Annotated in this window: 23 protein-coding genes; 18 read left to right on the top strand and 5 right to left on the bottom strand. The window is 68.8% G+C overall.

Translation table 11 applies throughout. The annotated features are described in order from the left end of the window. Nucleotides 1–27 precede the first annotated feature (27 nt). Complete coding sequence (locus ABT115_RS08275; RefSeq protein WP_351785458.1) at nucleotides 28–705, bottom strand: potassium channel family protein; 678 nt, start codon at nucleotides 703–705, stop codon at nucleotides 28–30. A 66-nt stretch (nucleotides 706–771) separates the two neighbouring features. On the opposite strand from ABT115_RS08275, the gene ABT115_RS08270 reads away from it, so the two are divergent. Beyond that, nucleotides 772–1,332 carry an HIT family protein gene (locus tag ABT115_RS08270; protein WP_351785455.1) on the top strand — a complete coding sequence of 187 codons (561 nt, stop codon included), beginning with the start codon at nucleotides 772–774 and terminating at the stop codon, nucleotides 1,330–1,332. A gap of 65 nt (nucleotides 1,333–1,397) precedes the next feature. Here ABT115_RS08270 and ABT115_RS08265 read toward each other — a convergent pair whose 3' ends face one another. Together ABT115_RS08265 and ABT115_RS08260 are read right to left on the bottom strand one after the other, a co-directional pair. After that, nucleotides 1,398–3,068 carry an AbeC-like domain-containing protein gene (locus ABT115_RS08265; RefSeq protein WP_351785452.1) on the bottom strand — a complete coding sequence of 557 codons (1,671 nt, stop codon included), beginning with the start codon at nucleotides 3,066–3,068 and terminating at the stop codon, nucleotides 1,398–1,400. Between the two features lie 146 nt (nucleotides 3,069–3,214). Further along, nucleotides 3,215–5,440: an elongation factor G-like protein EF-G2 gene (locus tag ABT115_RS08260; RefSeq protein ID WP_351785449.1), complete on the bottom strand. Its 2,226-nt coding sequence runs from the start codon at nucleotides 5,438–5,440 to the stop codon at nucleotides 3,215–3,217. Between the two features lie 267 nt (nucleotides 5,441–5,707). Between ABT115_RS08260 and pgsA the strand changes: the two genes are divergently transcribed. The 15 genes from pgsA (at nucleotide 5,708) to ABT115_RS08185 (ending at nucleotide 21,210) form a co-directional block, all read left to right on the top strand. Further along, entirely contained in the window at nucleotides 5,708–6,367 is a 660-nt protein-coding gene (pgsA, locus tag ABT115_RS08255) for a phosphatidylinositol phosphate synthase (protein WP_351785446.1), read from the top strand. Then, nucleotides 6,364–7,299 (top strand): phosphatidylinositol mannoside acyltransferase, encoded by a 936-nt coding sequence (locus ABT115_RS08250; protein WP_351785443.1) that lies wholly within the window; start codon nucleotides 6,364–6,366, stop codon nucleotides 7,297–7,299. Before pgsA ends, ABT115_RS08250 begins: the two co-directional genes overlap by 4 nt. Continuing rightward, nucleotides 7,296–8,501, top strand: a complete 1,206-nt coding sequence (locus ABT115_RS08245) for a glycosyltransferase family 4 protein (RefSeq protein WP_351785440.1) — start codon at nucleotides 7,296–7,298, stop codon at nucleotides 8,499–8,501. The genes ABT115_RS08250 and ABT115_RS08245 overlap by 4 nt, the downstream gene beginning before the upstream one ends. Before the next feature lie 214 nt (nucleotides 8,502–8,715). Beyond that, the gene (locus tag ABT115_RS08240; protein WP_176740353.1) at nucleotides 8,716–9,213 is read left to right on the top strand and encodes a hypothetical protein; all 498 of its coding nucleotides are present in this window, start codon (nucleotides 8,716–8,718) and stop codon (nucleotides 9,211–9,213) included. Between the two features lie 171 nt (nucleotides 9,214–9,384). Beyond that, on the top strand, nucleotides 9,385–10,305 hold the full coding sequence (gene pdxS, locus ABT115_RS08235) for a pyridoxal 5'-phosphate synthase lyase subunit PdxS (RefSeq protein WP_351785437.1): 921 nt from the start codon (nucleotides 9,385–9,387) through the stop codon (nucleotides 10,303–10,305). A 6-nt stretch (nucleotides 10,306–10,311) separates the two neighbouring features. Further along, the gene (pdxT, locus tag ABT115_RS08230; RefSeq protein ID WP_351785434.1) at nucleotides 10,312–10,905 is read left to right on the top strand and encodes a pyridoxal 5'-phosphate synthase glutaminase subunit PdxT; all 594 of its coding nucleotides are present in this window, start codon (nucleotides 10,312–10,314) and stop codon (nucleotides 10,903–10,905) included. Between the two features lie 61 nt (nucleotides 10,906–10,966). Further along, a complete protein-coding gene (locus ABT115_RS08225; protein ID WP_351785431.1) occupies nucleotides 10,967–11,719 on the top strand; it encodes a YebC/PmpR family DNA-binding transcriptional regulator in 753 nt (250 codons plus the stop codon). A gap of 124 nt (nucleotides 11,720–11,843) precedes the next feature. Further along, entirely contained in the window at nucleotides 11,844–12,437 is a 594-nt protein-coding gene (gene ruvC, locus ABT115_RS08220) for a crossover junction endodeoxyribonuclease RuvC (RefSeq protein ID WP_351785429.1), read from the top strand. Continuing rightward, nucleotides 12,434–13,063: a Holliday junction branch migration protein RuvA gene (gene ruvA / locus ABT115_RS08215; protein WP_351785426.1), complete on the top strand. Its 630-nt coding sequence runs from the start codon at nucleotides 12,434–12,436 to the stop codon at nucleotides 13,061–13,063. Before ruvC ends, ruvA begins: the two co-directional genes overlap by 4 nt. Before the next feature lie 85 nt (nucleotides 13,064–13,148). Further along, nucleotides 13,149–14,222 (top strand): Holliday junction branch migration DNA helicase RuvB, encoded by a 1,074-nt coding sequence (ruvB, locus tag ABT115_RS08210; protein WP_351785424.1) that lies wholly within the window; start codon nucleotides 13,149–13,151, stop codon nucleotides 14,220–14,222. Between the two features lie 164 nt (nucleotides 14,223–14,386). After that, nucleotides 14,387–14,872 (top strand): preprotein translocase subunit YajC, encoded by a 486-nt coding sequence (yajC, locus tag ABT115_RS08205; RefSeq protein ID WP_351785421.1) that lies wholly within the window; start codon nucleotides 14,387–14,389, stop codon nucleotides 14,870–14,872. A 149-nt stretch (nucleotides 14,873–15,021) separates the two neighbouring features. After that, the gene (gene secD, locus ABT115_RS08200; RefSeq protein WP_351785419.1) at nucleotides 15,022–16,755 is read left to right on the top strand and encodes a protein translocase subunit SecD; all 1,734 of its coding nucleotides are present in this window, start codon (nucleotides 15,022–15,024) and stop codon (nucleotides 16,753–16,755) included. Between the two features lies 1 nt (nucleotide 16,756). Continuing rightward, nucleotides 16,757–17,857 carry a protein translocase subunit SecF gene (secF, locus tag ABT115_RS08195; protein ID WP_351785416.1) on the top strand — a complete coding sequence of 367 codons (1,101 nt, stop codon included), beginning with the start codon at nucleotides 16,757–16,759 and terminating at the stop codon, nucleotides 17,855–17,857. Continuing rightward, nucleotides 17,857–18,408, top strand: a complete 552-nt coding sequence (locus ABT115_RS08190; protein WP_351785413.1) for an adenine phosphoribosyltransferase — start codon at nucleotides 17,857–17,859, stop codon at nucleotides 18,406–18,408. Before secF ends, ABT115_RS08190 begins: the two co-directional genes overlap by 1 nt. A gap of 390 nt (nucleotides 18,409–18,798) precedes the next feature. Next, nucleotides 18,799–21,210 (top strand): RelA/SpoT family protein, encoded by a 2,412-nt coding sequence (locus ABT115_RS08185; RefSeq protein ID WP_502969047.1) that lies wholly within the window; start codon nucleotides 18,799–18,801, stop codon nucleotides 21,208–21,210. Between the two features lie 65 nt (nucleotides 21,211–21,275). Here ABT115_RS08185 and ABT115_RS08180 read toward each other — a convergent pair whose 3' ends face one another. Both ABT115_RS08180 and ABT115_RS08175 read right to left on the bottom strand, forming a co-directional pair. After that, a complete protein-coding gene (locus ABT115_RS08180; protein WP_351785407.1) occupies nucleotides 21,276–22,505 on the bottom strand; it encodes a DUF349 domain-containing protein in 1,230 nt (409 codons plus the stop codon). 194 nt (nucleotides 22,506–22,699) lie between these two features. Beyond that, entirely contained in the window at nucleotides 22,700–23,485 is a 786-nt protein-coding gene (locus ABT115_RS08175) for a peptidylprolyl isomerase (protein ID WP_351785404.1), read from the bottom strand. 149 nt (nucleotides 23,486–23,634) lie between these two features. On the opposite strand from ABT115_RS08175, the gene ABT115_RS08170 reads away from it, so the two are divergent. Both ABT115_RS08170 and hisS read left to right on the top strand, forming a co-directional pair. Further along, nucleotides 23,635–24,321 carry an MBL fold metallo-hydrolase gene (locus ABT115_RS08170; protein WP_351785402.1) on the top strand — a complete coding sequence of 229 codons (687 nt, stop codon included), beginning with the start codon at nucleotides 23,635–23,637 and terminating at the stop codon, nucleotides 24,319–24,321. A 13-nt stretch (nucleotides 24,322–24,334) separates the two neighbouring features. After that, on the top strand, nucleotides 24,335–25,597 hold the full coding sequence (gene hisS / locus ABT115_RS08165; RefSeq protein WP_351785399.1) for a histidine--tRNA ligase: 1,263 nt from the start codon (nucleotides 24,335–24,337) through the stop codon (nucleotides 25,595–25,597). Nucleotides 25,598–25,599: the final 2 nt, after the last annotated feature.

Genomic DNA, 25,599 nt, shown 5'->3' with positions numbered 1-25,599 from the left:
GGCACCCAGTGAGAGCTCCCCGGAGAACTACCTGCCCTCCGGGGAGCTCTGCTCGTCCTCCCGGCTGAACACCTGCAACAGCCACGACGAGAACGAACCCGTCACGGCCCCCAGCAGCGCCAGCCCGCAGGCCATCAGGCCCGACGCCACGACCCGTCCGCCTGGCGTGACCGGCACCGCGTCCCCGTACCCCGTCGTCGTCAGCGTCGCGCATGCCCACCACACCGCGTCGCCGAAGGTACGGATCGAGGCCCCCTTCGCCGTGTGTTCCTGGTGGTAGACGGCGAGCGAGGCGGAGAAGCCCAGGAGCAGGGCGGTCGCACCGGCGTAGGCGATCACGCGGGCGTGCAGGCTCAGTCGTGGCCGCTCCCTGCGCCGCTGGACCGCGGTGTAGACCTGGATCAGGCGCAGCGGCCGCAGCAGGGGAAGCAGCAGTACCGCCGTGTCCAGCCAGTGCACACGGATGAAGCGGGGGCCGAGGCCGCTGAGGCGGAGCCGTACGAGGTAGTCCGCGGCGAAGATCAACCATGTGGTGCCGACCAGGGCGAGGGCGAGGCTGCGCCAGGGCTCGGCGTTCTGGGGCGCGAGGATGCGGACCGCGTAACCGAGCAGGAAGAGTAGTGAGGCGCCGAAGAGCGGCACTTCTGTGCGCTGCTCCCAGCGCCTGAAACGAGTGGGGGTGGAGTCCGCGGGCTGGTCGCTCATCGCCTCAGCATCGCCGTGTGCCGACGGGCGTGGCCCCGGCGACACGCTCGCCGGGAGTGAAGCAATATGCTGAACGCCATGACGAGTGAGCCGGAACAGCAGATCGGAGTGGGGACGCCCGATGCGTTCCAGCGCCTGTGGACGCCCCACCGGATGGCGTATATCCAGGGCGAGAACAAGCCGACCGGTCCGGAGGCCGGCGACGGCTGTCCGTTCTGTGCGATCCCGTCGAAGTCGGACGAGGACGGGCTTGTCGTGGCGCGTGGCGACAAGGTGTACGCCGTACTGAATCTGTATCCGTACAACGGCGGACATCTGATGGTGGTGCCGTACCGGCATGTCGCCGACTACACGGAGCTGGACGATCCGGAGACCATGGAACTGGCCGACTTCACCAAGCGGGCAATGGTGGCTCTGCGGGCGGCGTCGGGGGCGCACGGGTTCAATATCGGTATGAACCAGGGCTCGGTGGCGGGGGCCGGTATCGCGGCCCATCTGCATCAGCATCTGGTGCCGCGCTGGGGAGGTGACACCAACTTCATGCCTGTGGTCGGGCATACGAAGGTGCTGCCGCAGTTGCTCGCCGATACACGCAAGATGCTGGCCGACGCCTGGCCGGCGGCCTGATCCGAGCTGTTGCTTCTGCGCGGGCGCCCCGGTTTCTGCTCTTTGCCGGGGCGCCCTGCGCATGCCTATGCGTCGTAGAGATCGGCCTTGCGCGGGGTCGGGTCCTGTACCAGTCCGCTCAGTACCATCGAGCGGTTGTCGAAGCGTTCGGTGTTGACGCCGTTCTCCTCCAGGACGCGCAGGGCGGCGCTGTGCACGGCGCGCAGGACGGGGGTGGCGGCGCGCATCGCGTCGTCGGCCATGAAGCGGTGGCGCCATGGCTTCTCGGCCCAGGCGTGGCGCAGGCCGAACGGCTCGGGCAGAGCGATCTTGCCGCCCAGGTAGTCGAGGAGCGGCGGGTACCAGGTGAAGGGGGCGCGCAGGGCGAGGCGGACGACTTCGCGGGGTTCGACCAGTGCGAGGGTGATGTCGCGGGTCTCCCAGAACCGGACGGTCTTGTTGACCGTCTTGGTCTTGGCCGCCGGCTTGCTGGTGAAGAGGGAGTGGACCGGGCCGAGTGCGTGTCCGGTGACTTCGATGCGCAGGGTTTCATGGAGCACCGTGACCGTGATCATCATGGTGATGACCAACTGGCCGTCCCAGAGGGTGAACTGGACGCCCAGATAGTGCCGGTCGCCGCCGCCGAACTGCTGGTGGTTGCAGATCCGCTGTATTTCGTGTGGCTTGACCTGGAAGGTGGCGACGTCCTCGCCGTCGGGCCGGGAGACCGAGTCGGCGTTCTCGCCGACGGGTGACACGATCCAGTGGGTGACCGACGGGGTGGGGAATCCTCCGGTGTTCAGCGGGCCGCGCTCCAGCATCTTGAGCTGGTCGTGGATGACCCGTATCAGGTCCCAGCTGCGGAACTGGTGGAATTCCTTGCCGGGTTCCTTGGAGACGAGTTCTTCGGCGAGCTGCCAGCTGCCCCAGCGGGTTCCCATGCCGAGGATTCCCTTGGGGCCCGCGTAGAAGACCGAGTTGGACTGCTGCTCGGCAGAGAGTTTCTCCAGGCTCTGGCGGAGTGCCTCGCGGGAGGTCTCGTTGGGGTTCTTGGGCACGGCCTCGGGGATCTTGGCGATGACGCCACTGCCGGAGAGCAGCCCTTCCCAGCGGGCGCGCATGTCCTTGGCGGAGGTTTCGGCGATCCGCTTGGCGATGAGCCAGCCGATGACGGGGGCGACGATCATTGCCCGTGCGTAGAGTGCGAGGAAACCGGTGAGCGGCAGCTTGACCAGCAGGAACAGGGTCACGATGCCGATGACCGGGAGCAGGGCGTTGCCAAGAGTGGCGAGGGCCTTGTCCTTGGTGTTGCCGAGCGAGTCGCGCAGCCGGAAGGCGATGATCCACAGCAGCATTCCGGGCAGGAAGAGAAAGCCGAACAGGGCGGTGACGGCGGTGAGTTTGATGTCGCGCGCCCTGCGGAGGCGGTTCGCGGACAGGCAGTGCTCGACGACGGTCTGCGGGTCGGATCCGAAGGACTGGATGAGGGCCTTGCGGGCGCCGCCCAGCATGCGTTCCTGGACTGCGCGGGAGAACGCCTCGCCCAGATTGGGCTTGAAGTAGTCGGACTTGAGGAGTTTGGAACGGCCCGCCTTCACTTCGGACTTGTGCCACTCGCTGTTGGCTTCAAGGATCTTCTCCACCGGGCAGTCGCGGTACGCGGCGGAGGCGAGGGCGTTCGTCGCCACCGCCTGTCCGCCCGAGCCCTGGAGCGGGATCTGCGCTCCGGGAGAGAAATCGAATCCGTTGTTGGCCACTGTCGCCCCCACTCGCCGCCGAGAACTGCTCCTGCGGCTGTTTCCCAACTGCCGTGCCCGGCACACCTTCTGAGCTGGGACCACAGCGTATCGTCCGGATCGATTTGCCGCCCACCCCTGTGGACAACGGCGGGCGACACAGCCGATTACGCACCATTCGGGTTGTTTTCCTGCTGTTCGCGGATGCGTTCCGCGAGCTGCGGGGGCATGGCTTCATGCCGGACGTACACCCGGTCGAAGCGGCCGGCGCCATGGGACAGGGAGCGCAGGTCGATCGCGTACCGGCCGATCTCGAGCTCCGGGACCTCGGCCCGTACGAGGGTGCGTCCGGGGCCGGACTGCTCGGTGCCGATCACCCTGCCGCGCCGCCCGGACAGATCACTCATCACCGGCCCGACGTAGTCGTCGGGGACCAGGACCTGGATCTCGGAGACGGGCTCGAGGAGCTGGATACGGGTGTCCGCGGCGGCTTCGCGCAGGGCCAGTGCGCCCGCGGTCTGGAACGCGGCGTCGGAGGAGTCCACCGAGTGGGACTTCCCGTCCCGCAGGGTGATGCGTACGTCGACGAGCGGATGTCCGGCCGCGACTCCTCGGGCGGCCTGGGCGCGCACGCCCTTCTCGACGGACGGGATGAACTGGCGCGGTACCGCCCCGCCGACCACCTTGTCGACGAATTCGATGCCGGAACCCGGAGGCAGCGGTTCCACATCGATCTCGCAGATGGCGTACTGGCCGTGGCCGCCGGACTGTTTCACGTGCCGGCCGCGGCCGGTCGACGGGCCGGCGAAGGTCTCGCGCAGCGACACCTTGTGCGGTACGGCGTCGACCTGGACGCCGTAGCGGCTGCGCAGCCGCTCCAGCGCCACATCCTGATGGGCCTCGCCGAGACACCACAGGACCACCTGGTGGGTGTCCTGGTTCTGCTCGAGGCGCATGGTCGGGTCCTCGGCGACCAGTCGGGCGAGCCCCTGGGAGAGCTTGTCCTCGTCCGCCTTGCTGTGTGCCTCGATGGCGAGCGGCAGCAGTGGGTCCGGTGTGGTCCAGGGGTCCATCAGCAGTGGCTGGTCCTGTGCGGAGAGGGTGTCCCCGGTCTCGGCGCTGCCCAGCTTGGCGACGCAGGCCAGATCTCCGGCGATGCATGCGGTGAGGGGGCGCTGTTGTTTGCCGAAGGGGGAGGAGAGCGCGCCGACGTGTACCTCCGCCTCGTGGAAGGGGCGTGTCTCGTGGCAGGGGTCGGTGAGGCCGTGGCCGAAGACGCGGACGGTTTCGTCGGGGCGAAGGGTGCCGGAGAAGACGCGTACGAGCGAGACTCGGCCGACGTACGGGTCCGAGGCCGTCTTGACGACCTCGGCGACGAGTGGGCCCTGCGGATCGCAGGTCAGGACCGGTCGCGGGGCCCCATGGAGGGGGGTTACTTCGGGGAGCGGGCGCTCCAGCGGGGTGGGGAAGCCGCTGGTGATCAGGTCCAGGAGTTCAACGGTGCCGATGCCTTGGCGGGCGTCTTCGGCGGCGGGGGCCGCAGTGAGGACGGGGTGGAAGGCGCCTCGGGCGACGGCACGCTCCAGGTCGTCGATGAGTGTCCTGATGTCGATCTCGGCACCGCCGAGATAGCGGTCCATCAGGGTCTCGTCCTCGCTCTCGGCGATGATCCCCTCGATGAGCCGGTTCCGGGCCTCCTGGAGCGTGGTCTGCTGGGCGTCGGCGGGCGGGCACTCCCGCCGCTCGCCCGAGGAGTAGTCGAAGATCCGCTGGGTGAGGAGTCCGGTGAGGCCGGTGAGCGGAGCGTGCCCGTCCGGGCCCTCGGGTCCGAGCACGGGCAGATAGAGCGGAAGTACGGCGTCGGGGTCGTTGCGGCCGAAGATCTCGCCGCAGGTCCGGGTCATCTCGTCGAACGAGGTGCGCGCTGTGTCGAGGTGCGTGACGACGATGGCGCGCGGCATGCCGACGGCGGCACACTCCTCCCACACGGCGCGGGTGGTGCCCGCCACGGCGTCGGCCTCCTGGGCCGCGGACACAATGAACAGGGCCGCGTCCGCTGCCCGCAGACCGGCCCTGAGTTCCCCGACGAAATCGGCGTATCCGGGGGTGTCCAGCAAATTGATCTTGTACCCGTCCCATTCGACGGGGACGAGTGAGAGCTGCACGGAGCGTTGCTGGCGGTGTTCGATCTCGTCGTAGTCGGAGACCGTGGCTCCGTCCTCGACCCGGCCGGCCCGGTTGACCGCGCCCGCGGTCAGCGCGAGGGCCTCGACGAGGGTGGTCTTGCCGGAGCCGCTGTGGCCGACCAGCACCACATTCCGTACGGATGAGGGCTGGTCGGCCATTGCTGCCCTGCCGGCGGCCCCGGTGTGTGCGTGTGCCTTTTCGCCCATGATGCGTGCCTCCCAGATAGTGGCGCGGAGCGGGAAGAAAAGCCGGCGCGATGTGGGGAGAAGAGTGCACGGGCACGGGGAGCCGCCGCGGCGGCTACGGCGACGCCCGCGGTAATTCGAGCTTTCCACTCAGGGCAGATTGCGTCCATACGTCGAGCACCGCGGCGCGATCCCGGGTGCCCGGACGGTGGAGTCCGGCAGGCGTGACTACGATGGGCCAGCCGGTGGCCGTAGGGGCCGCTCGGCTCACCGACCCTCGGGAAGGCCATGCTGAACAAGTACGCGCGTGCATTTTTTACGCGTGTCCTCACACCGTTCGCCGCATTGTTGCTCCGTCTCGGCGTGAGCCCTGACGCGGTCACTCTGATCGGTACGGCCGGGGTGGTGGCGGGTGCGCTGGTCTTCTTCCCGATGGGAGAGTTCTTCTGGGGCACGATCGTCATCACGATCTTTGTCTTCTCCGACCTCATTGACGGCAATATGGCCCGGCAGGCCGGTATCTCCAGCCGCTGGGGCGCGTTCCTGGACTCGACCCTGGACCGGGTCGCCGACGGGGCGATCTTCGGCGGGTTCGCGCTCTGGTACGCGGGCAACGGCGACGACAACGTGATGTGCGCGGTCGCGATCTTCTGCCTGGCGAGTGGCCAGGTGGTCTCGTACACGAAGGCACGCGGCGAGTCGATCGGGCTGCCGGTCGCGGTCAACGGTCTTGTGGAGCGCGCCGAACGGCTGGTCATCTCGCTGGTCGCGGCCGGACTCGCCGGGCTCCACAAGTTCGGTGTCCCCGGGGTTCAGATCCTGCTGCCGATCGCACTCTGGATCGTCGCCGTGGGCAGCCTGGTCACGCTCGTGCAGCGGGTCGTGACCGTGCGCCGCGAGTCTGCTGAGGCCGATGCTGCGGGCCGGGGGAGCGGGGCCGCACGGTGAGCGGCGCACCGGGTGACACGCAGTCCGGCCTGCGGGACCGGCTGACCGACGGGCTGTACGGGCTCGGCTGGACCGCTGTCAAGAAGCTACCCGAACCGGTCGCCCGGGCCCTCTTCCGCACCATCGCCGACCAGGTGTGGAAGCGGCGGGGCAAGAGTGTGCTGCGGCTGGAGTCGAATCTGGCGCGGGTCGTGCCCGGGGCGTCCCCGGCCCGGCTCGCCGCGCTCTCCAAGGCCGGGATGCGCTCGTACATGCGCTACTGGATGGAGTCGTTCCGGCTTCCCACCTGGAGTCCGGCGCGGATCAAGGCGTCCATGGACGTGACAGACGCGCACCGGCTGACCGACGGGCTGGACACCGGCCGCGGTGTCATCCTCGCCCTGCCGCACCTGGCGAACTGGGACCTGGCCGGAGCCTGGGTCACCACTGATCTCAAGGTGCCTTTCACCACGGTCGCCGAGCGGCTCAGGCCCGAGACGCTGTACGACCGGTTCGTGGCCTACCGTGAGGGGCTCGGCATGGAGGTCCTGCCGCACAGCGGCGGCGCCGCCTTCGGTACCCTGGCGCGTCGGCTGCGCGCGGGAGGCCTGGTCTGTCTCGTCGCCGACCGTGATCTGTCGGCGTCCGGCGTCGAGGTGGAATTCTTCGGCGAAACCGCACGCATGCCCGCTGGGCCGGCGTTGCTGGCCCAGCAGACTGGGGCGCTGCTGCTGCCGGTGACGCTCTCGTACGACGACACGCCCGTGATGAAGGCACGTGTCCATGCGCCGGTCGAGGTGCCCGAGTCAGGCAGCCGTACGGAGAAGACCTCCTCGATGACACAGGCGCTGGCCGATGCCTTCGCTGTCGGAATCGCCGAGCATCCGGAGGACTGGCACATGCTGCAACGCCTCTGGCTGGCCGATCTGGAGAACCGGGAGGACCGACCATGAAGATCGGCATCGTCTGCCCGTACTCCTGGGACGTACCGGGCGGTGTGCAGTTCCACATCCGGGACCTGGCCGAACACCTGATCCGTCTGGGACATCAGGTGTCGGTGCTGGCACCCGCCGACGACGAGACCCCGCTGCCGCCGTACGTGGTCTCGGCGGGCCGGGCCGTGCCCGTCCCGTACAACGGCTCCGTGGCCCGGCTGAACTTCGGCTTCCTCTCGGCCGCCCGGGTGCGCCGCTGGCTGCACGACGGCACTTTCGACGTGATCCACATCCATGAGCCGACCTCGCCGTCGCTGGGGCTGCTCGCCTGCTGGGCGGCGCAGGGGCCGATCGTCGCCACGTTCCACACCTCCAACCCGCGCTCCCGGGCCATGATCGCCGCGTACCCGATCCTGCAGCCCGCGCTGGAGAAGATTAGCGCGCGCATCGCGGTGAGCGAGTACGCACGCCGGACCCTGGTCGAGCACCTGGGCGGCGACGCGGTCGTCATCCCGAACGGGGTCGATGTCGGCTTCTTCGCCGGGGCCGAGCCCAAGACCGAGTGGCAATCAGAGGGGGCGCGAAGCTCCGTCGAGGGCGGCGGGAGACGGGAGGGCGGCACGATCGGCTTCATCGGGCGTATCGACGAGCCACGCAAGGGCCTCCCCGTCCTGATGAGGGCGTTTCCCGCGATCCTCGCCGCGCGTCCGGACACCAGACTGCTGGTGGCGGGCCGCGGTGACGAGGAGGAGGCCGTCGCCTCACTGCCCGAGGAGATGCGCGGGCGCGTCGAATTCCTCGGCATGGTGAGCGACGAGGACAAGGCGCGGCTGCTGCGCAGCGTCGATGTGTACGTCGCGCCCAATACGGGCGGCGAGAGCTTCGGGATCATCCTGGTCGAGGCGATGTCGGCCGGTGCGCCGGTGCTGGCCAGCGATCTGGACGCGTTCGCCCAGGTCCTGGACCTGGGCGCAGCGGGCGAACTCTTCGCCAACGAGGACGCGGACGCGCTGGCGTCGGCGGCGGTCCGGCTGCTCGGCGACCCGGAGCGGCGTAAGGAGCTGCGCGAGCGGGGAACCGCGCACGTGCGGCGCTTCGACTGGTCGACGGTCGGGGCGGACATTCTCGCGGTGTACGAGACGGTGACGGACGGCGCGGCGTCGGTGGCGGCCGACGAACGCACGGGCCTGCGCGCACGCTTCGGACTGGCGCGGGAATAGGCGGTCGGCCGGTTCAAACTCTCAGAGGCCACCCGACAGCCTCTCAGGCGATTGAGGACCGGCCGCCGGGGGAGCGCCCCGGCGGCAGCCGCGCCCGCCTGCATCCGCGCCGGATCCCGGGCCGGGCGGCCGCACCGCCTGCGCGCCGACGGTAGCCTTGCCGCCCGTGATCGAAACCCTCATCTGGATCGCCGTCGCGATCGCCGCGATCGGCATGTACCTCAGCTGGACCGCCGGGCGGCTGGACCGGCTGCACACCCGCATCGACGCCGCCCGCGCCGCCCTCGACGCTCAGCTCCTGCGCCGCGCATCGGTCACCCAGGAACTGGCGACATCCGGTGTCCTCGACCCGGCCGCGTCCATCGTGCTGTACGAGGCCGCGCACGCCGCCCGCCAGGCGGAGGAGGAGAATCGCGAAGTCGCGGAGAGCGAGCTGAGCACCGCACTGCGCGCGGTGTTCGGTGAGACGGCGCAGGTGGAGTCGGTGAAGGAGATCCCCGGCGGCGAGGAGGCGGCGTTCGAACTCGCCGCGGCCGTGCGTCGTGTCCCGATGGCCCGGCGGTTCCACAACGACGCGGTGCGCGCGGCGCGTGCGCTGCGTCGGCACCGCACGGTGCGGTGGTTCCGGCTGGCCGGGCACGCCCCTTTCCCGCTCGCCTTCGAGATGGACGACGAACCGCCTGTCGCCCTGGCCGACCGCCCCGTCAGCTGACCCGGGGCCACGCTCGTACCTGACTGGGCTCACAACCCGTCCCGTACACGTGCAAAACGATCCACCGGCCTTTCATTGGCCCTTGCTGTGGACTGGTCCCGGAGAGTTTGCTCAGCAAGCACTGCACCAATCAGTGCTTTCAGCAACTTTTTCTCCGAGTGAGGTCGATCCGTGTCCACGCTTCCCACCACCCCGCAGTCCGCCGACTCCCCGGCCACCGGCACCGCCCGCGTCAAGCGCGGCATGGCCGAGCAGCTCAAGGGCGGCGTGATCATGGACGTCGTCAACGCCGAGCAGGCGAAGATCGCCGAGGATGCGGGCGCCGTGGCCGTCATGGCCCTGGAGCGGGTGCCGGCCGACATCCGCAAGGACGGCGGCGTGGCCCGGATGTCGGACCCGAACATGATCGAGGAGATCATCGAGGCCGTCTCCGTCCCGGTGATGGCGAAGTCCCGCATCGGACACTTCGTCGAGGCCCAGGTCCTGCAGTCCCTCGGCGTCGACTACATCGACGAGTCCGAGGTCCTCACCCCGGCGGACGAGGTCAACCACAGCGACAAGTTCGCCTTCACCACCCCGTTCGTCTGTGGCGCGACCAACCTGGGCGAGGCTCTGCGCCGTATCGCCGAGGGCGCGGCCATGATCCGTTCGAAGGGCGAGGCCGGCACCGGAAACGTCGTCGAAGCGGTCCGTCACCTGCGCCAGATCAAGAACGAGATCGCCCGGCTGCGCGGCTACGACAACAACGAGCTGTACGCCGCCGCCAAGGAGCTCCGCGCCCCGTACGAGCTGGTCAAGGAGGTCGCCGAGCTCGGCAAGCTGCCCGTCGTGCTGTTCTCCGCCGGCGGCGTCGCCACCCCCGCCGACGCTGCGCTGATGCGCCAGCTCGGTGCCGAGGGCGTCTTCGTGGGCTCCGGCATCTTCAAGTCCGGCGACCCGGCCAAGCGCGCCGCCGCCATCGTGAAGGCCACCACCTTCTACGATGACCCGAAGATCATCGCGGATGCCTCCCGGAACCTGGGCGAGGCCATGGTCGGCATCAACTGCGACACCCTGCCCGAGGCCGAGCGCTACGCCAACCGTGGCTGGTAGTCACTGATGAGCGACACCCCTGTGATCGGAGTCCTGGCTCTCCAGGGCGACGTACGGGAACACTTGATCGCCTTGGCCTCGGCGGATGCCCTGGCCAGGCCGGTCCGGCGTCCCGAGGAGCTTGCCGAGGTCGGCGGCCTGGTCATTCCTGGTGGCGAGTCCACCACGATGTTCAAGCTGGCTTCTCTGTTCGGCATTCTGGAACCGCTGCGCGAGCGGGTACGGGACGGGATGCCGGTCTACGGCACCTGCGCCGGAATGATCATGCTCGCCGACAAGATCCTCGACCCGCGCTCGGGCCAGGAAACGGTCGGCGGCATCGACATGATCGTGCGCCGTAACGCCTTCGGGCGGCAGAACGAGTCCTTCGAGGCGGTCGTCGAGGTCGCAGGTATCGAGGGCGGCCCGGTCGAGGGCGTGTTCATCCGCGCCCCCTGGGTGGAATCGGTCGGCGCGCAGGTCGAGGTGGTGGCGGAGCACGATGGTCACATCGTCGCCGTACGTCAGGGAAACGCCCTGGCGACGTCATTCCACCCGGAACTGACCGGGGACCATCGCGTTCACGCGTTGTTCGTCGACATGGTGCGCGCAGTCGGGTGACTCGATCCCGGTAGGATCTCTCGGGTTCGGATCGTTTTTGGTGACGCGAAGGAGAAGGCAGATGTCCGGCCACTCTAAATGGGCTACGACGAAGCACAAGAAGGCCGTGATTGACGCCAAGCGCGGCAAGCTCTTCGCGAAACTGATCAAGAACATCGAGGTCGCGGCCCGTACCGGCGGTGTGGACCCCGATGGAAATCCGACTCTTGTGGACGCGATCCAGAAGGCGAAGAAGAGCTCCGTACCGAACAAGAACATCGACTCCGCGGTCAAGCGCGGTGGCGGTCTCGAAGCGGGTGGCGTCGACTATCAGACGATCATGTACGAGGGTTACGGCCCGAACGGTGTCGCGGTGCTCATCGAGTGCCTCACCGACAACCGCAACCGTGCCGCGTCCGACGTGCGTGTCGCGATGACCCGCAACGGCGGTTCGATGGCCGACCCGGGTTCGGTCTCGTACCTCTTCAATCGCAAGGGCGTCGTGATCGTCCCCAAGGGTGAGCTGACCGAGGACGACGTCCTGGGTGCCGTGCTCGACGCGGGTGCCGAGGAGGTCAACGACCTCGGTGACACCTACGAGGTCGTCAGCGAGGCCGGCGACATGGTCGCGGTCCGTACCGCGCTCCAGCAGGCCGGCATCGACTACGACTCCGCCGAGGCCAACTTCCTGCCGACCATGCAGGTCGAGCTGGACGAGGAGGGCGCGCGCAAGATCTTCAAGCTGATCGACGCGCTGGAGGACAGCGACGACGTGCAGAACGTCTTCGCCAACTTCGACGTCTCGGACGAGGTCATGGAGAAGGTGGAGGCCTGAGCCGGGCTCAGCGCAACCTTCACGGACGGGCCGACGGGGACACACCCCGTCGGCCCGTCGCATTGTCAGTGCGAGCCGATAGCCTGCGGGAACAGTTGACCGATCGGTACGGAGGGGGCCTTCCATGCGGGTACTCGGCGTCGACCCGGGGCTGACCCGGTGCGGTGTCGGCGTCGTCGAAGGTGTCGCCGGCCGGCCCCTGACAATGCTCGGCGTCGGAGTCGTCCGCACCCCGGCCGATGCGGAGCTCGGCCACCGGCTGGTGGCCATCGAGCGCGGCATCGAGGAATGGCTCGACGAGCACCGGCCCGAATTCGTCGCCGTGGAGCGGGTGTTCAGCCAGCACAACGTCCGTACGGTGATGGGCACCGCCCAGGCCAGTGCGGTCGCCATGCTCTGCGCGTCCCGGCGCGGCATACCGGTCGCCCTGCACACCCCCAGCGAGGTGAAGGCGGCCGTCACCGGCAGCGGCCGCGCCGACAAGGCACAGGTAGGAGCCATGGTCACCCGGCTCCTGAGGCTCGCCGCCCCGCCGAAACCCGCCGACGCTGCCGACGCCCTCGCGCTCGCCATCTGCCACATCTGGCGCGCCCCCGCCGTCAACCGCATCCAACAGGCACACGCGGCTGCCGCCCTGGCAGCCCGTACCTCGCGCGTTCCCCGTACCTCGCGCGTTCCCCGTACACCCGCAGTTCCCGTCCGGAAGGTCCCCCGATGATCGCCTTCGTCAGCGGCCCCGTGGCCGCACTCGCCCCGACCACGGCCGTGATCGAGGTCGGCGGCATCGGCATGGCCGTCCAATGCACGCCGAACACTCTCGCCGACCTCCGGATCGGCAAGGAGGCCAGGCTGGCCACCTCCCTAGTCGTGCGGGAGGACTCGCTCACCCTGTACGGCTTCGCCGACGACGACGAGCGGCAGGTCTTCGAACTGCTCCAGACCGCAAGCGGAGTCGGCCCCCGGCTCGCCCAGGCCATGCTCGCCACCCACACCCCGGACGCCCTGCGGATCGCGGTCGCCGCCGGTGACGAGAAGGCGCTCACCGCCGTCTCCGGCATCGGCAAGAAGGGCGCGCAGAAGCTCCTCCTCGAACTGAAGGACAGACTCGGTGAGCCCATCGGCGCCCACATCGGCCGACAGAGCAGTGGCGCGGCCGTCACCTCCTCCTCCTGGCGCGATCAGCTGCAAGCCGCGCTGATCGGTCTCGGCTACGCCACCCGCGAGGCCGACGAAGCGGTCACCGCTGTCGCCCCGCAGGCCGAGGCGGCCCTGGCCGAGGGCGGGCAGGCCCCCGTGCCGCAGCTGCTGCGCGCCGCGCTGCAGACCTTCAACCGCGCGCGCTGACCGGAGCGCGTCACCCCCGGGGGAGACCCCCGACACCGGGCCGGGCACCGCACGGCACCGAAACACCCGAGGCGGGACAGACTGAATGAACTGGGACGAGACCGGACCCGACACCGACGAGCGGCTCGACGAGCGGCTCGTCGACGCCGGCGCGGACGGTGAGGACACCGCGGTCGAAGCGGCGCTGCGGCCGAAGGACCTCGACGAATTCGTCGGCCAGGAAAAGGTCCGTGAACAGCTCGACCTGGTCCTCAAGGCGGCCAGGGCCCGCGGCGCCACTGCCGACCATGTTTTGCTCTCCGGAGCCCCGGGTCTCGGCAAGACCACCCTCTCGATGATCATCGCGGCCGAGATGGGAGCGCCGATCCGGATCACTTCGGGCCCCGCCATCCAGCATGCGGGTGATCTTGCCGCGATTCTCTCCTCGCTCCAGGAGGGCGAAGTCCTCTTCCTGGACGAGATCCACCGCATGTCACGGCCCGCCGAGGAGATGCTCTACATGGCGATGGAGGACTTCCGGGTCGATGTCATCGTCGGCAAGGGCCCCGGAGCCACCGCCATCCCGCTGGAACTGCCGCCCTTCACCCTGGTCGGCGCCACCACCAGGGCCGGACTGCTGCCGCCCCCGCTGCGCGACCGTTTCGGCTTCACCGGCCATATGGAGTTCTACACCCCCACCGAACTGGAACGCGTCATCCACCGCTCCGCCCGTCTCCTCGACGTGGCGATAGACGCGGACGGCGCCGCCGAAATCGCCGGACGTTCCCGCGGAACCCCCCGTATCGCCAACCGGCTGCTGCGCCGTGTCCGGGACTACGCCCAGGTCAAGGCCGACGGACGGATCGACCGCGCTGTCGCCTCCGCCGCCCTCGGGGTGTACGAGGTCGACGCGCGCGGCCTCGACCGGCTGGACCGGGCGGTGCTCGGCGCCCTGCTGAAGCTTTTCGGCGGCGGTCCTGTCGGGCTGTCCACCCTCGCGGTAGCCGTGGGCGAGGAGCGCGAGACGGTCGAGGAGGTCGCGGAGCCCTTCCTGGTGCGGGAAGGACTGCTGGCCAGGACGCCGAGGGGGCGTGTCGCCACACCCGCGGCCTGGGCCCATCTCGGCCTTGTACCTCCCCAGCACGGCGGAAAGGGACAACAGGGTCTGTTCGGGGCGTGATGCGGCACAGGTTCACGTGGACAGGAACCACCGGGCGGCGTCGGGCGTTGTTCCAACGATGCGGACTCGCTTAGACTCCGCCGATGCCGCCCGTACAGGTCGGTGTTCCCACCCCCGTAGATCAGGCCGCCTTTCAGCGCGGTCGTGCTAAGGAAACTCGTCCCGTGAATCCCCTGTCTTTCCTCCCTTTCATCGTGCTCATCGGGGCCATGTTCCTGATGACGCGGTCCGCCAAGAAGAAGCAGGCGGCCGCCGTCCAGATGCGCAATGAGATGCAGCCCGGCACCGGCGTCCGGACGATCGGGGGCATGTACGCCACCGTCAAGGAGGTTCACCACGACACGGTCCTCCTTGAGGTCGCGCCCGGCGTCCACGCCGTCTACGCCAAGAACGCCGTCGGTGCCGTCCTCGACGACGAGGAGTACAACCGCATCGTCCACGGCGACGACGATGACGTCCTCGACATCGATGGCGCGGTCGTGCCGGACGACGCCTCTTCGCTGACCGAGGCCGACACCGACGAGGACATCTCGGACGACGCCAAGATCGACCTGGGCAAGAAGGCCGAGGCCGACGATGCCGAGTCGGCGGACGCAGAGTCTGACGAGAAGTCCGAGGGCAGGACGAGCGGCGAGGCCGAAGCGAAGTAGCCCACGACTCGGGGAGGCTGCCGTGAGCCCACCGGCATCCGGCACTCCCCGGACCGTGCGATCTTCTGCGGGGGCGGGTCCCCACTACACTTCGTGGCCGCTCGGGCGCGTACCCGGCGCGGGGCGGTTGGACAGGGAGAAACGAGAAGGTGGCAGCACCGAAGAAGAGCCGAGGGCCGGCCGGCGGTCAGGGCAGGCCGGGGCGTGCCCTGGCTCTGATCCTGATCGCCATGGTCGCGCTCACCGGCGGGATGTTCCTGGCCGGTCAGACGGCCCCACGACTGGGTATCGACCTGGCGGGTGGCACGTCCATCACGCTTGAGGCGCAGAGCGAGCCAGGCCAGGAAGCGGCGATCAACAAGACCAACATGGACACCGCGGTCCAGATCATGGAGCGCCGTGTCAATGGTCTTGGCGTCTCCGAGGCCGAGGTCCAGACGCAGGGCGATCGCAACATCATCGTCAACATCCCCAAAGGCACGGACTCCGCCCAGGCCCGTGAGCAGGTCGGCACCACCGCCAAGCTCTACTTCCGGCCGGTGCTGACCGTCGCCCCGGGCACGCCCACCCCGGAGCCCAGCGCCTCGTCGTCCGGCAAGCCCAGCCCCTCCGCGAGCCCGAGCTCAGCGGACAACGGGAAGGCGTCGGCGACGCCGAGCGTGAGCGCCACCACCCAGGGCCGCGCGGTCACCGGCGCACTCAAGACCGATTCATCGCCCACCCCCAAGGCGAGCGCCACGACGACGGCCGACGCCACACCGTCGGCATCCGCTGCGGACCAGGCAGCCGCCGCCAAGCTGCAGAAGCAGTTCGCGGAGCTCGACTGCTCCAACAAGGCGTCCCGCGCCAAGGCCGCACAGGGCGCCAAGCCCACCGACATGGTCGTCGCGTGCAGCTCCGAAGGCGACGCCAAGTACGTCCTCGGCCCGGCCGAGGTGTCCGGCACCGAGGTCGACAACGCCAAGGCCGGTTTTGACCAGCAGCGCGGCATGTGGATCGTCAACATGGAGTTCACCAAGAAGGGCTCCAAGCAGTTCCAGGCGGTCACCGAGAAGCTCTCCGCGCAGCAGCCCCCGCAGAACCAGTTCGCCATCGCCCTGGACGGCGAGGTCGTCTCCGCGCCCCAGGTGAACTCGACGCTCAGCGGCAGCGCAGAGATCTCGGGCAGCTTCACCCAGCAGTCCGCCGAGGACCTGGCCAATGTGCTTTCCTACGGTGCGCTCCCGCTCTCGTTCAAGGAGCAGAGCGTCACCACCGTCACCCCCGCGCTCGGTGGCGATCAGCTCCAGGCAGGTCTGATCGCCGGCGCCATCGGTCTGGCCCTGGTGGTCATCTATCTGGTGGCCTACTACCGCGGACTGGCGCTCATCGCGCTCCTGAGCCTGATGGTCTCCGGCATCCTGACCTACACGATCATGTCGCTGCTCGGCCCGGCCATCGGCTTCGCCCTGAACCTCCCAGCGGTCTGTGGCGCCATCGTGGCCATCGGTATCACCGCGGACTCCTTCATCGTGTATTTCGAGAGAATCCGCGACGAGATCCGCGACGGCCGTACGCTGCGCCCGGCCGTCGCGCGCGCCTGGCCCCGCGCCCGGCGCACCATCCTGGTCTCCGACTTCGTGTCGTTCCTCGCCGCCGCCGTCCTCTTCGTCGTCACCGTCGGCAAGGTCCAGGGCTTCGCCTTCACGCTGGGTCTCACCACCCTGCTCGACGTGGTCGTGGTGTTCCTCTTCACCAAGCCCGTCATGACGCTGCTGGCCCGTAGAAAGTTCTTCTCCAGCGGTCACCCGTGGTCCGGTCTGGACCCGAAGCGGCTCGGCGCCAAGCCGCCGCTGCGCCGCTCGCGCCGTGTCAACGCATCCACTGACCCGAAGGAGGCGTGACATGTCGCGACTCGGCAGTCTCGGCGCCCGTCTCTACCGCGGCGAGGTCGGCTACGACTTCATCGGCAAGCGCAAGATCTGGTACGGGATCTCGATCCTGATCACCATCACAGCCATTGTCGGCCTGGCGGTCAGCGGCCTGAACATGGGCATCGAATTCAAGGGCGGTGCGGTCTTCACCACCCCGAAGACAAGCGTCAGCGTCGCCGAGGCGGAGGACTTCGCGACGGAGGCATCCGGTCACCAGGCGATCGTCCAGAAGCTCGGCAACGGCAGTCTGCGTATTCAGATCTCCGAGGTCGACACCGCGAAGTCCGACCAGATCAAGGCCCAGCTCTCCAAGGACCTCGACGTCCCGACGGAGAAGATCGCCGCTGACCTGGTCGGCCCCAGCTGGGGTGAGCAGATCGCCAACAAGGCCTGGACGGGCCTGGGCATCTTCATGGTTCTCGTGGTGATCTACCTGGCCATCGCCTTCGAGTGGCGCATGGCGATCGCGGCCCTGGTCGCACTGATCCACGACATCACCATCACGGTCGGGGTCTACTCCCTGGTCGGCTTCGAGGTCACCCCGGGCACCGTGATCGGTCTGCTGACCATTCTCGGCTACTCCCTCTACGACACGGTCGTCGTCTTCGACAGCCTCAGGGAGAGCACGCACGGCGTCACCAAGCAGACCCGGTGGACGTACAGCGAGATCGCCAACCGCTCGATCAACGGCACGCTGGTCCGCTCCATCAATACCACCGTCGTGGCTCTGCTCCCCGTCGCCGCTCTGCTCTTCATCGGTGGCGGCGTCCTCGGCGCCGGTATGCTGAACGACATTTCGCTGTCGCTGTTCGTCGGCCTCGCCGCCGGTGCGTACTCCTCGATCTTCATCGCCACCCCGCTGGTCGCCGACCTCAAGGAACGCGATCCGCAGATGAAGGCCCTGAAGAAGCGGGTTCTCGCCAAGCGTGCGGCAGCCGCAGCCAAGGGAGAGTCTGCCGAGGACGAACCGTCGAACGACGACCTCCTGGAGAACGCCGCCCCTGCCGCCGCGGTCGTCGGCCAGCGCCAGCAGCCCCGCAGGGGCCAAGGCCGGACCCCGGGGAAGCGCTGATGACCAGCACCACCGAGAGCACGAGGGAACTCCTGCTCAGCCGTATCCGCGACGTGCCGGACTATCCGAAGCCGGGCGTGATGTTCAAGGACATCACGCCGCTGCTCGCGGACCCGCTCGCGTTCACGGCCCTCACAGACACCCTCGCGGAGCTGTGCGTCCGGCACGGTGCCACGAAGGTCGCAGGTCTGGAGGCTCGCGGCTTCATCCTGGCCGCGCCGGTCGCGGTCCGGGCGGGGATGGGATTCATTCCCGTGCGCAAGGCGGGGAAGCTCCCCAGGGCCACGCTGCGGCAGGCGTACGACCTGGAGTACGGCACCGCGGAGATCGAGCTCCACGCGGAGGACCTCCGTGCCGGCGACCGGATCATGGTCATCGACGACGTCCTCGCCACGGGTGGCACCGCTCAGGCGTCGCTGGAACTCATCCGGCGGGCCGGTGCCCAGGTCGCTGGCCTCGCGGTCCTCATGGAGCTCGAGTTCCTCGCCGGCCGGGCCCGGCTGGAGCCCGCCCTGGCAGGCGCACCGCTCGAGGCGCTCAGCCAGGTCTGAGAACCCCCAACCATGAAACGGGTGCCCCAGGGATTTCCCTGGGGCACCCGTTTCATGTCTGCGCATGTGGCCAAGGGCTTCAACAACGGGATGAAGATCAAGGGGGGTGCTTCCCGGGCGCCCGGGAACAACCGGTGCCCGTCAGGCGTTGTGACGGCTCTCACGGTCCCCGCGGGAGGACCGGCCACAGGATCGATACGATGGCCTTTCCGGGTATCCGGATCCGCATGAGGAGCGCTCTTGCCAGACGAGGCCCAGCCAGTCGCCGCCCCGCAGCCTGACAAGCCGGTGGCGGTCCCAGTCGCGCCCGGGAAGAAGCAGGCCGCGGAGAAGCCGAAGCCCCCGGCCCCCAAGACCGGCAAGGGCCCGGAGCGGGCCAGCGCACCGGCGCTGCGGCCCGGGCCCGCTTCGCCCGCTCAGCCGGCCGCCCCCGCCTCCCCGGTCGTTTCCGCGCCGAAGCCCCCGGCGAAGCCGGTAGCCGCGCCCGCTTCCGCGACCCGCTCCGGCGGCTCCTCCAGCCGGGTACGGGCCAGGCTCGCCCGCCTCGGTGTGCAGCGCTCCAGCCCGTACAACCCGGTGCTCGAACCGCTGCTGCGCACCGTCCGCAGCAACGACGCCAAGATCGAGACTGCCACGCTGCGCCAGATCGAGAGCGCCTACCAGGTGGCCGAGCGCTGGCACCGCGGCCAGAAGCGCAAGAGCGGCGACCCGTACATCACACACCCGCTGGCCGTCACGACGATCCTTGCCGAGCTGGGCATGGACCCTGCGACGCTGATGGCCGGACTGCTGCACGACACGGTCGAGGACACCGAGTACGGCCTGGACACCCTGCGCCGGGACTTCGGCGACCAGGTCGCCCTGCTCGTCGACGGGGTCACCAAGCTGGACAAGGTCAAGTTCGGCGAGGCCGCACAGGCCGAGACCGTGCGCAAGATGGTTGTCGCCATGGCCAGGGACCCCCGGGTCCTCGTCATCAAGCTCGCCGACCGGCTGCACAACATGCGCACCATGCGCTACCTCAAGCGGGAGAAGCAGGAGAGGAAGGCCCGCGAGACGCTTGAGATCTATGCCCCACTGGCACACCGCCTGGGCATGAACACCATCAAGTGGGAGCTGGAGGACCTTGCCTTCGCGATCCTCTACCCCAAGATGTACGACGAGATCGTCCGCCTCGTCGCCGAACGGGCACCCAAGCGTGATGAATACCTCGCCATAGTGACCGACGAGGTCCAGGCCGACCTGCGCTCCGCCCGGATCAAGGCCACCGTCACCGGCAGGCCGAAGCATTACTACAGCGTCTACCAGAAGATGATCGTGCGGGGCCGGGACTTCGCCGAGATCTACGACCTGGTGGGCATCCGGGTCCTTGTCGACACAGTCCGCGACTGTTACGCGGCGCTCGGCACCGTCCACGCGCGATGGAATCCGGTCCCAGGCCGGTTCAAGGACTACATCGCGATGCCCAAGTTCAACATGTACCAGTCGCTGCACACCACGGTGATCGGTCCCAGTGGCAAGCCCGTCGAGCTGCAGATTCGTACGTTCGACATGCACCGCCGTGCCGAGTACGGCATCGCCGCGCACTGGAAGTACAAGCAGGAGGCCGTCGCGGGCGCCTCCAAGGTGCGCACCGACGTACCCAAGAACACCGGTCGCGGCCAGGAGACCGTCAACGACATGGCGTGGCTGCGCCAGCTCCTGGACTGGCAGAAGGAGACCGAGGACCCCGGCGAATTCCTGGAGTCGCTCCGCTTCGACCTCTCCCGCAACGAGGTCTTCGTCTTCACGCCCAAGGGCGACGTCATAGCGCTCCCCGCGGGTGCGACGCCGGTCGACTTCGCGTACGCCGTGCACACGGAGGTCGGCCACCGGACCATAGGAGCACGGGTAAACGGGCGGCTCGTACCGCTCGAATCGACCCTTGACAACGGCGATCTGGTGGAGGTCTTCACCTCCAAGGCGGCCGGTGCCGGACCGTCCCGGGACTGGCTGGGTTTCGTCAAGTCGCCGCGTGCCCGGAACAAGATCCGCGCCTGGTTCTCCAAGGAGCGCCGCGACGAGGCGATCGAGCAGGGCAAGGATGCCATCGCGCGTGCCATGCGCAAGCAGAACCTGCCGATCCAGCGGATTCTGACCGGCGATTCCCTGGTCACCCTCGCCCACGAGATGCGCTACCCCGACATCTCGTCGCTGTACGCGGCGATCGGCGAGGGCCATGTGGCCGCGGCCGGTGTCGTACAGAAGCTTGTCCAGGCGCTCGGTGGCGAGGACGCCGCCAACGAGGACCTCGCGGAGAGCTCGCCGCCCTCGCGCGGCCGCAGCAAGCGCCGAGCCAATGCCGATCCGGGTGTCGTCATCAAGGGCGTCGAGGACGTCTGGGTCAAACTGGCCCGCTGCTGTACGCCGGTCCCCGGCGACCCGATCATCGGCTTCGTCACCCGCGGCAGCGGCGTCTCCGTGCACCGCGCCGACTGCGTCAACGTCGACTCGTTGTCGCAGCAGCCGGAGCGGATCCTGGAGGTCGAGTGGGCGCCCACCCAGTCCTCGGTCTTCCTGGTCGCCATCCAGGTCGAGGCCCTGGACCGGTCGAGGCTGCTCTCGGACGTCACCCGCGTCCTGTCCGACCAGCACGTCAACATCCTGTCGGCGGCCGTCCAGACCTCCCGTGACCGGGTGGCCACATCACGCTTCACCTTCGAGATGGGCGACCCGAAGCACCTCGGACACGTGCTGAAGGCGGTACGGGGCGTGGAGGGCGTCTACGACGTCTACCGCGTCACCTCGGCCCGCAGGCCCTGACCGACGACCTGACAAGGCCCCCTGCGCGTCCCTCTGGACGCGCAGGGGGCCTTGTCACAAGCCTCTCAGCCGCCGAACTCCTCCAGGCCCTTCAGCGCCTGGTCCAGCAGTGCCTGCCGGCCTTCGAGCTCCTTGGCCAGCTTGTCGGCCCGGGCGTTGTTGCCCGAGGCGCGGGCCGTGTCGATCTGCGCACGCAGCTTGTCCACGGCCGCCTGCAGCTGACCGGTCAGACCCTCCGCGCGCGCACGCGCCTCCGGGTTCGTCCGGCGCCACTCCGACTCCTCCGCCTCCTGGAGCGCTCGCTCCACCGCGTGCATCCGCCCCTCGACCTTCGGGCGGGCGTCACGCGGCACATGGCCGATGGCCTCCCAGCGCTCGTTGATGGACCTGAACGCGGCCCTGGCCGCCTTCAGGTCCTGCACGGGCACCAGCTTCTCGGCCTCGACCGCGAGCTCCTCCTTGAGCTTGAGGTTCTCGCCCTGCTCCGCGTCCCGCTCGGCGAACACCTCGCTGCGGGCGGCGAAGAAGACGTCCTGAGCACCGCGGAAACGGTTCCACAGATCGTCCTCGGCCTCGCGCTGGGCACGGCCCGCCGCCTTCCACTCCGTCATCAGGTCGCGGTAGCGGGCGGCCGTCGCTCCCCAGTCAGTGGACCCGGAGAGCGACTCGGCCTCGACGACCAGCTTCTCCTTGGCCTTGCGGGCCTCCTCGCGCTGGGCGTCCAGCGAGGCGAAGTGGGCCTTGCGACGCTTGGAGAACGCCGAGCGGGCGTGCGAGAAGCGGTGCCACAGCTCGTCGTCCGACTTGCGGTCGAGCCGCGGCAGCCCCTTCCATGTGTCGACGAGCGCACGGAGACGATCGCCCGCGGAGCGCCACTGCTCGCTCTGCGCCAGCTCCTCGGCCTCGGCGACCAGCGCCTCCTTGGCGCGCTTCGCCTCGTCGGTCTGCTTCGCCTTCCGGGCCTTGCGCTCCTCGCGCCGCGAGTCGACCGTCGCCACCAGCGCGTCGAGTCGCTTGCGCAGCGCGTCGAGGTCGCCGACCGCGTGATGCTCGTCCACCTGCAGGCGCAGATGCTCGATGGCGGTCGTGGCGTCCTTGGTCGACAGATCGGTGGTCTTCACCCGCCGTTCGAGGAGGCCGATCTCGACCACAATGCCCTCGTACTTGCGCTCGAAGTAGGCCAGAGCCTCCTCGGGGGAACCCGCCTGCCACGATCCGACGACCTGCTCGCCATCGGCTGTACGCACGTACACGGTGCCCGTCTCATCGACGCGGCCCCACGGGTCGCTGCTCACAGCGCCTCCTCCACCTGATGCCTGCGAGAGGGTTCGCCCCCCTGGCATCGTCCACAGTTTCCTGGGGCGGGCTGCGCCCGCCCTGCACAACGCCAATCTAGGCGACCGGCCGCCCGGCTGTCCGCACTCAGCGCGGCCGAAAATAATCCGGCCCGCGCTTCGCCGTCATCACCGGCCGGCCCGGTCCGGCCGCGTCACGACTTGTCGACGGCGGCCTTCGAGATGTCCACGGCCTTCTTGGGCGCTCCGTCAGGCGCACCGCCGGCCACACCCGCCGCACCGATCTCCTTGACGGCCTTCAGTGAGGCATCGTCCATGGTGCCGAACGGGGTGTAGGTGGGCGGCAGCTTGCTGTCCTTGTACACCAGGAAGAACTGGCTGCCACCGGTGTGTGGCTGGCCGGTGTTCGCCATCGCCACCGTGCCCGCCGGATAGGTCACCGTGCCGTCCTGGCCCGCCTTGCCCAGCGCGGTCAGGTTCTCGTCCGGGATCGTGTAGCCGGGGCCGCCCGTGCCGTCGCCCTTGGGGTCACCGCACTGCAGGACGAAAATGCCCTGCGTCGTCAACCGGTGACACTTCGTACCGTCGAAGAAGCCCTTGTCGGCCAGCGACTTGAAGGAGTTCGTGGTGTGCGGCGTCTTCGCCGCGTCCATCGTGAACGCGATGTCGCCCTGGTTCGTGTTCAGCGACATTGTGTACTTCGCCTTTTTGTCGATCTTCATCGCGGGCTCGGGCACGCTGCTCTCGCTCGCCGACGGCGAGTCCGACGGGCTGGCGCTCGCGGCCGCGTCGCTCTTGTCCTTGCCGTCGCCGTCCAGGGCGATGTACGAGCCCACCCCGACGACCGCCACCACGGCCACCACGGACGTGATGATGACCGTCAGACGCCTTGTCCTGCGGCGGGCCTCCTCCCGGCGCTGCTGCTGCCGCTCGAACTTCTCCCTGGCGAGCTGCCGCCGCCGCTGATCGCTGCTGACCACCGGGTGATCTCCTTGTAGGTCGTGTGATGAGCCTGGGCTGCCCCGTACCGTATATGGGTTAGCTGTGGAATGAGGAGCGCCGGTAGGCTCTGAACTGCCGCGACCTTTCTCAGTCGCAATCCACCGTCGGACGACCATTAAGGACGATCGTGCTCATTGCCGGGTTCCCCGCCGGGGCCTGGGGGACCAACTGTTACCTGGTCGCCCCGGCCGCAGGCGAGGAGTGCGTGATCATCGACCCGGGCCACCAGGCCGCATCCGGAGTCGAGGAAGCGTTGAAGAAGCATCGGCTGAAGCCCGTCGCCGTCGTACTGACCCACGGCCACATCGACCATGTCGCCTCGGTCGTCCCGGTGTGCGGCGCGCACGACGTCCCTGCCTGGATCCACCCGGAGGACCGGTACATGATGAGCGACCCGGAGAAGGCTCTCGGCCGCTCCATCGGGATGCCGCTCATGGGCGAGCTGACGGTGGGGGAGCCGGACGACGTCAAGGAACTTGGTGACGGCGCCCAGCTGAAGCTGGCCGGTCTGGAGTTCGATGTCGCGCATGCGCCCGGCCATACCAAGGGGTCGGTGACGTTCAGGATGCCCGAGGCCGCGGATGTGCCGCAGATCCTCTTCTCGGGCGACCTGCTCTTCGCCGGCTCCGTCGGACGCACCGACCTGCCCGGCGGCGACCACGCCGAGCTGCTTGAGTCGCTGGCCCGTGTGTGCCTGCCGCTCGACGACTCGACCGTGGTGCTGTCCGGCCACGGCCCCCAGACGACCATCGGCCGCGAGCGCGCCTCGAATCCGTATCTGAACGGTACGGACGCGCCCCGACGAGGAATGTGACGAGAGAAGTTCCGTGAGCACCTTCAAGGCCCCCAAGGGCACGTACGACCTGACCCCGCCCGACTCCGCGAAGTACCTCGCGGTGCGTGACGCGATCGCCGCACCCCTGAAGAACTCCGGCTACGGCTACATCGAGACGCCCGGCTTCGAGGACGTCGCCCTCTTCTCGCGCGGCGTCGGTGAGTCCACGGACATCGTGACCAAGGAGATGTACACCCTCACCACCAAGGGCGGCTCCCAGCTGGCGCTGCGCCCCGAGGGCACCGCGTCCGTGCTGCGCGCCGCGCTGGAGGCCAACCTCCACAAGCTCGGCAACCTGCCTGTGAAGCTCTGGTACTCCGGCTCGTACTACCGCTACGAGCGCCCGCAGAAGGGCCGCTACCGGCACTTCTCACAGGTCGGCGCCGAGGCGATCGGTGCCGAGGACCCGGCGCTGGACGCCGAGCTGATCATCCTGGCCGACCAGGCATACCGCACGCTGGGTCTGCAGAACTTCCGCATCCTGCTCAACTCGCTGGGCGACAAGGAGTGCCGCCCCGTCTACCGGGACGCGCTCCAGGGCTTCCTGCGCGAGCTCGACCTGGACGAGGAGACCCGTCGCCGCATCGAGATCAACCCGCTCCGGGTCCTCGACGACAAGCGGCCCGAGGTGCAGAAGCAGCTGACCGGCGCGCCGGTTCTGCGCGACTATCTGTGCGATGCCTGCAAGGCGTACCACGAGGAGGTGCGCGACCTGCTCTCCGCGGCAGGCGTGGTGTACGAGGACGACGAGAAGCTGGTCCGCGGCCTCGACTACTACACCCGCACCACCTTCGAGTTCGTCCACGACGGACTCGGCTCGCAGTCTGCGGTGGGTGGCGGCGGCCGCTACGACGGCCTCTCCGAGATGATCGGTGGCCCGGCGCTCCCGTCGGTCGGCTGGGCGCTCGGCGTGGACCGTACGGTGCTCGCGCTGGAGGCGGAGGGCATCGAGCTCGAACTGCCCGCGGCCACCAGCGTCTTCGCGGTGCCGCTCGGCGAGGAGGCCCGGCGGGTGCTCTTCGGGATCGTGACGCAGTTGCGCCGCGAGGGTGTGGCGTCGGACTTCGCGTACGGAAACCGCGGCCTCAAGGGTGCGATGAAGAGCGCGAACCGGTCGGGGGCGCGGTTCACGATCGTCGCGGGGGAGCGGGACCTGGCCGAGGGCGTCGTCCAGCTCAAGGACATGGCGTCCGGCGAGCAAACGGCGGTACCCCTGCCGGGCGTGGCCGAGGTGATCCGCGGGCGCCTGGCCTAGGG

The sequence above is a fragment of the Streptomyces sp. NPDC001832 genome (genome assembly GCF_040297265.1).
Lineage (GTDB): Bacteria > Actinomycetota > Actinomycetes > Streptomycetales > Streptomycetaceae > Streptomyces.
This window is presented reverse-complemented; position numbering and strand designations above follow the sequence as displayed.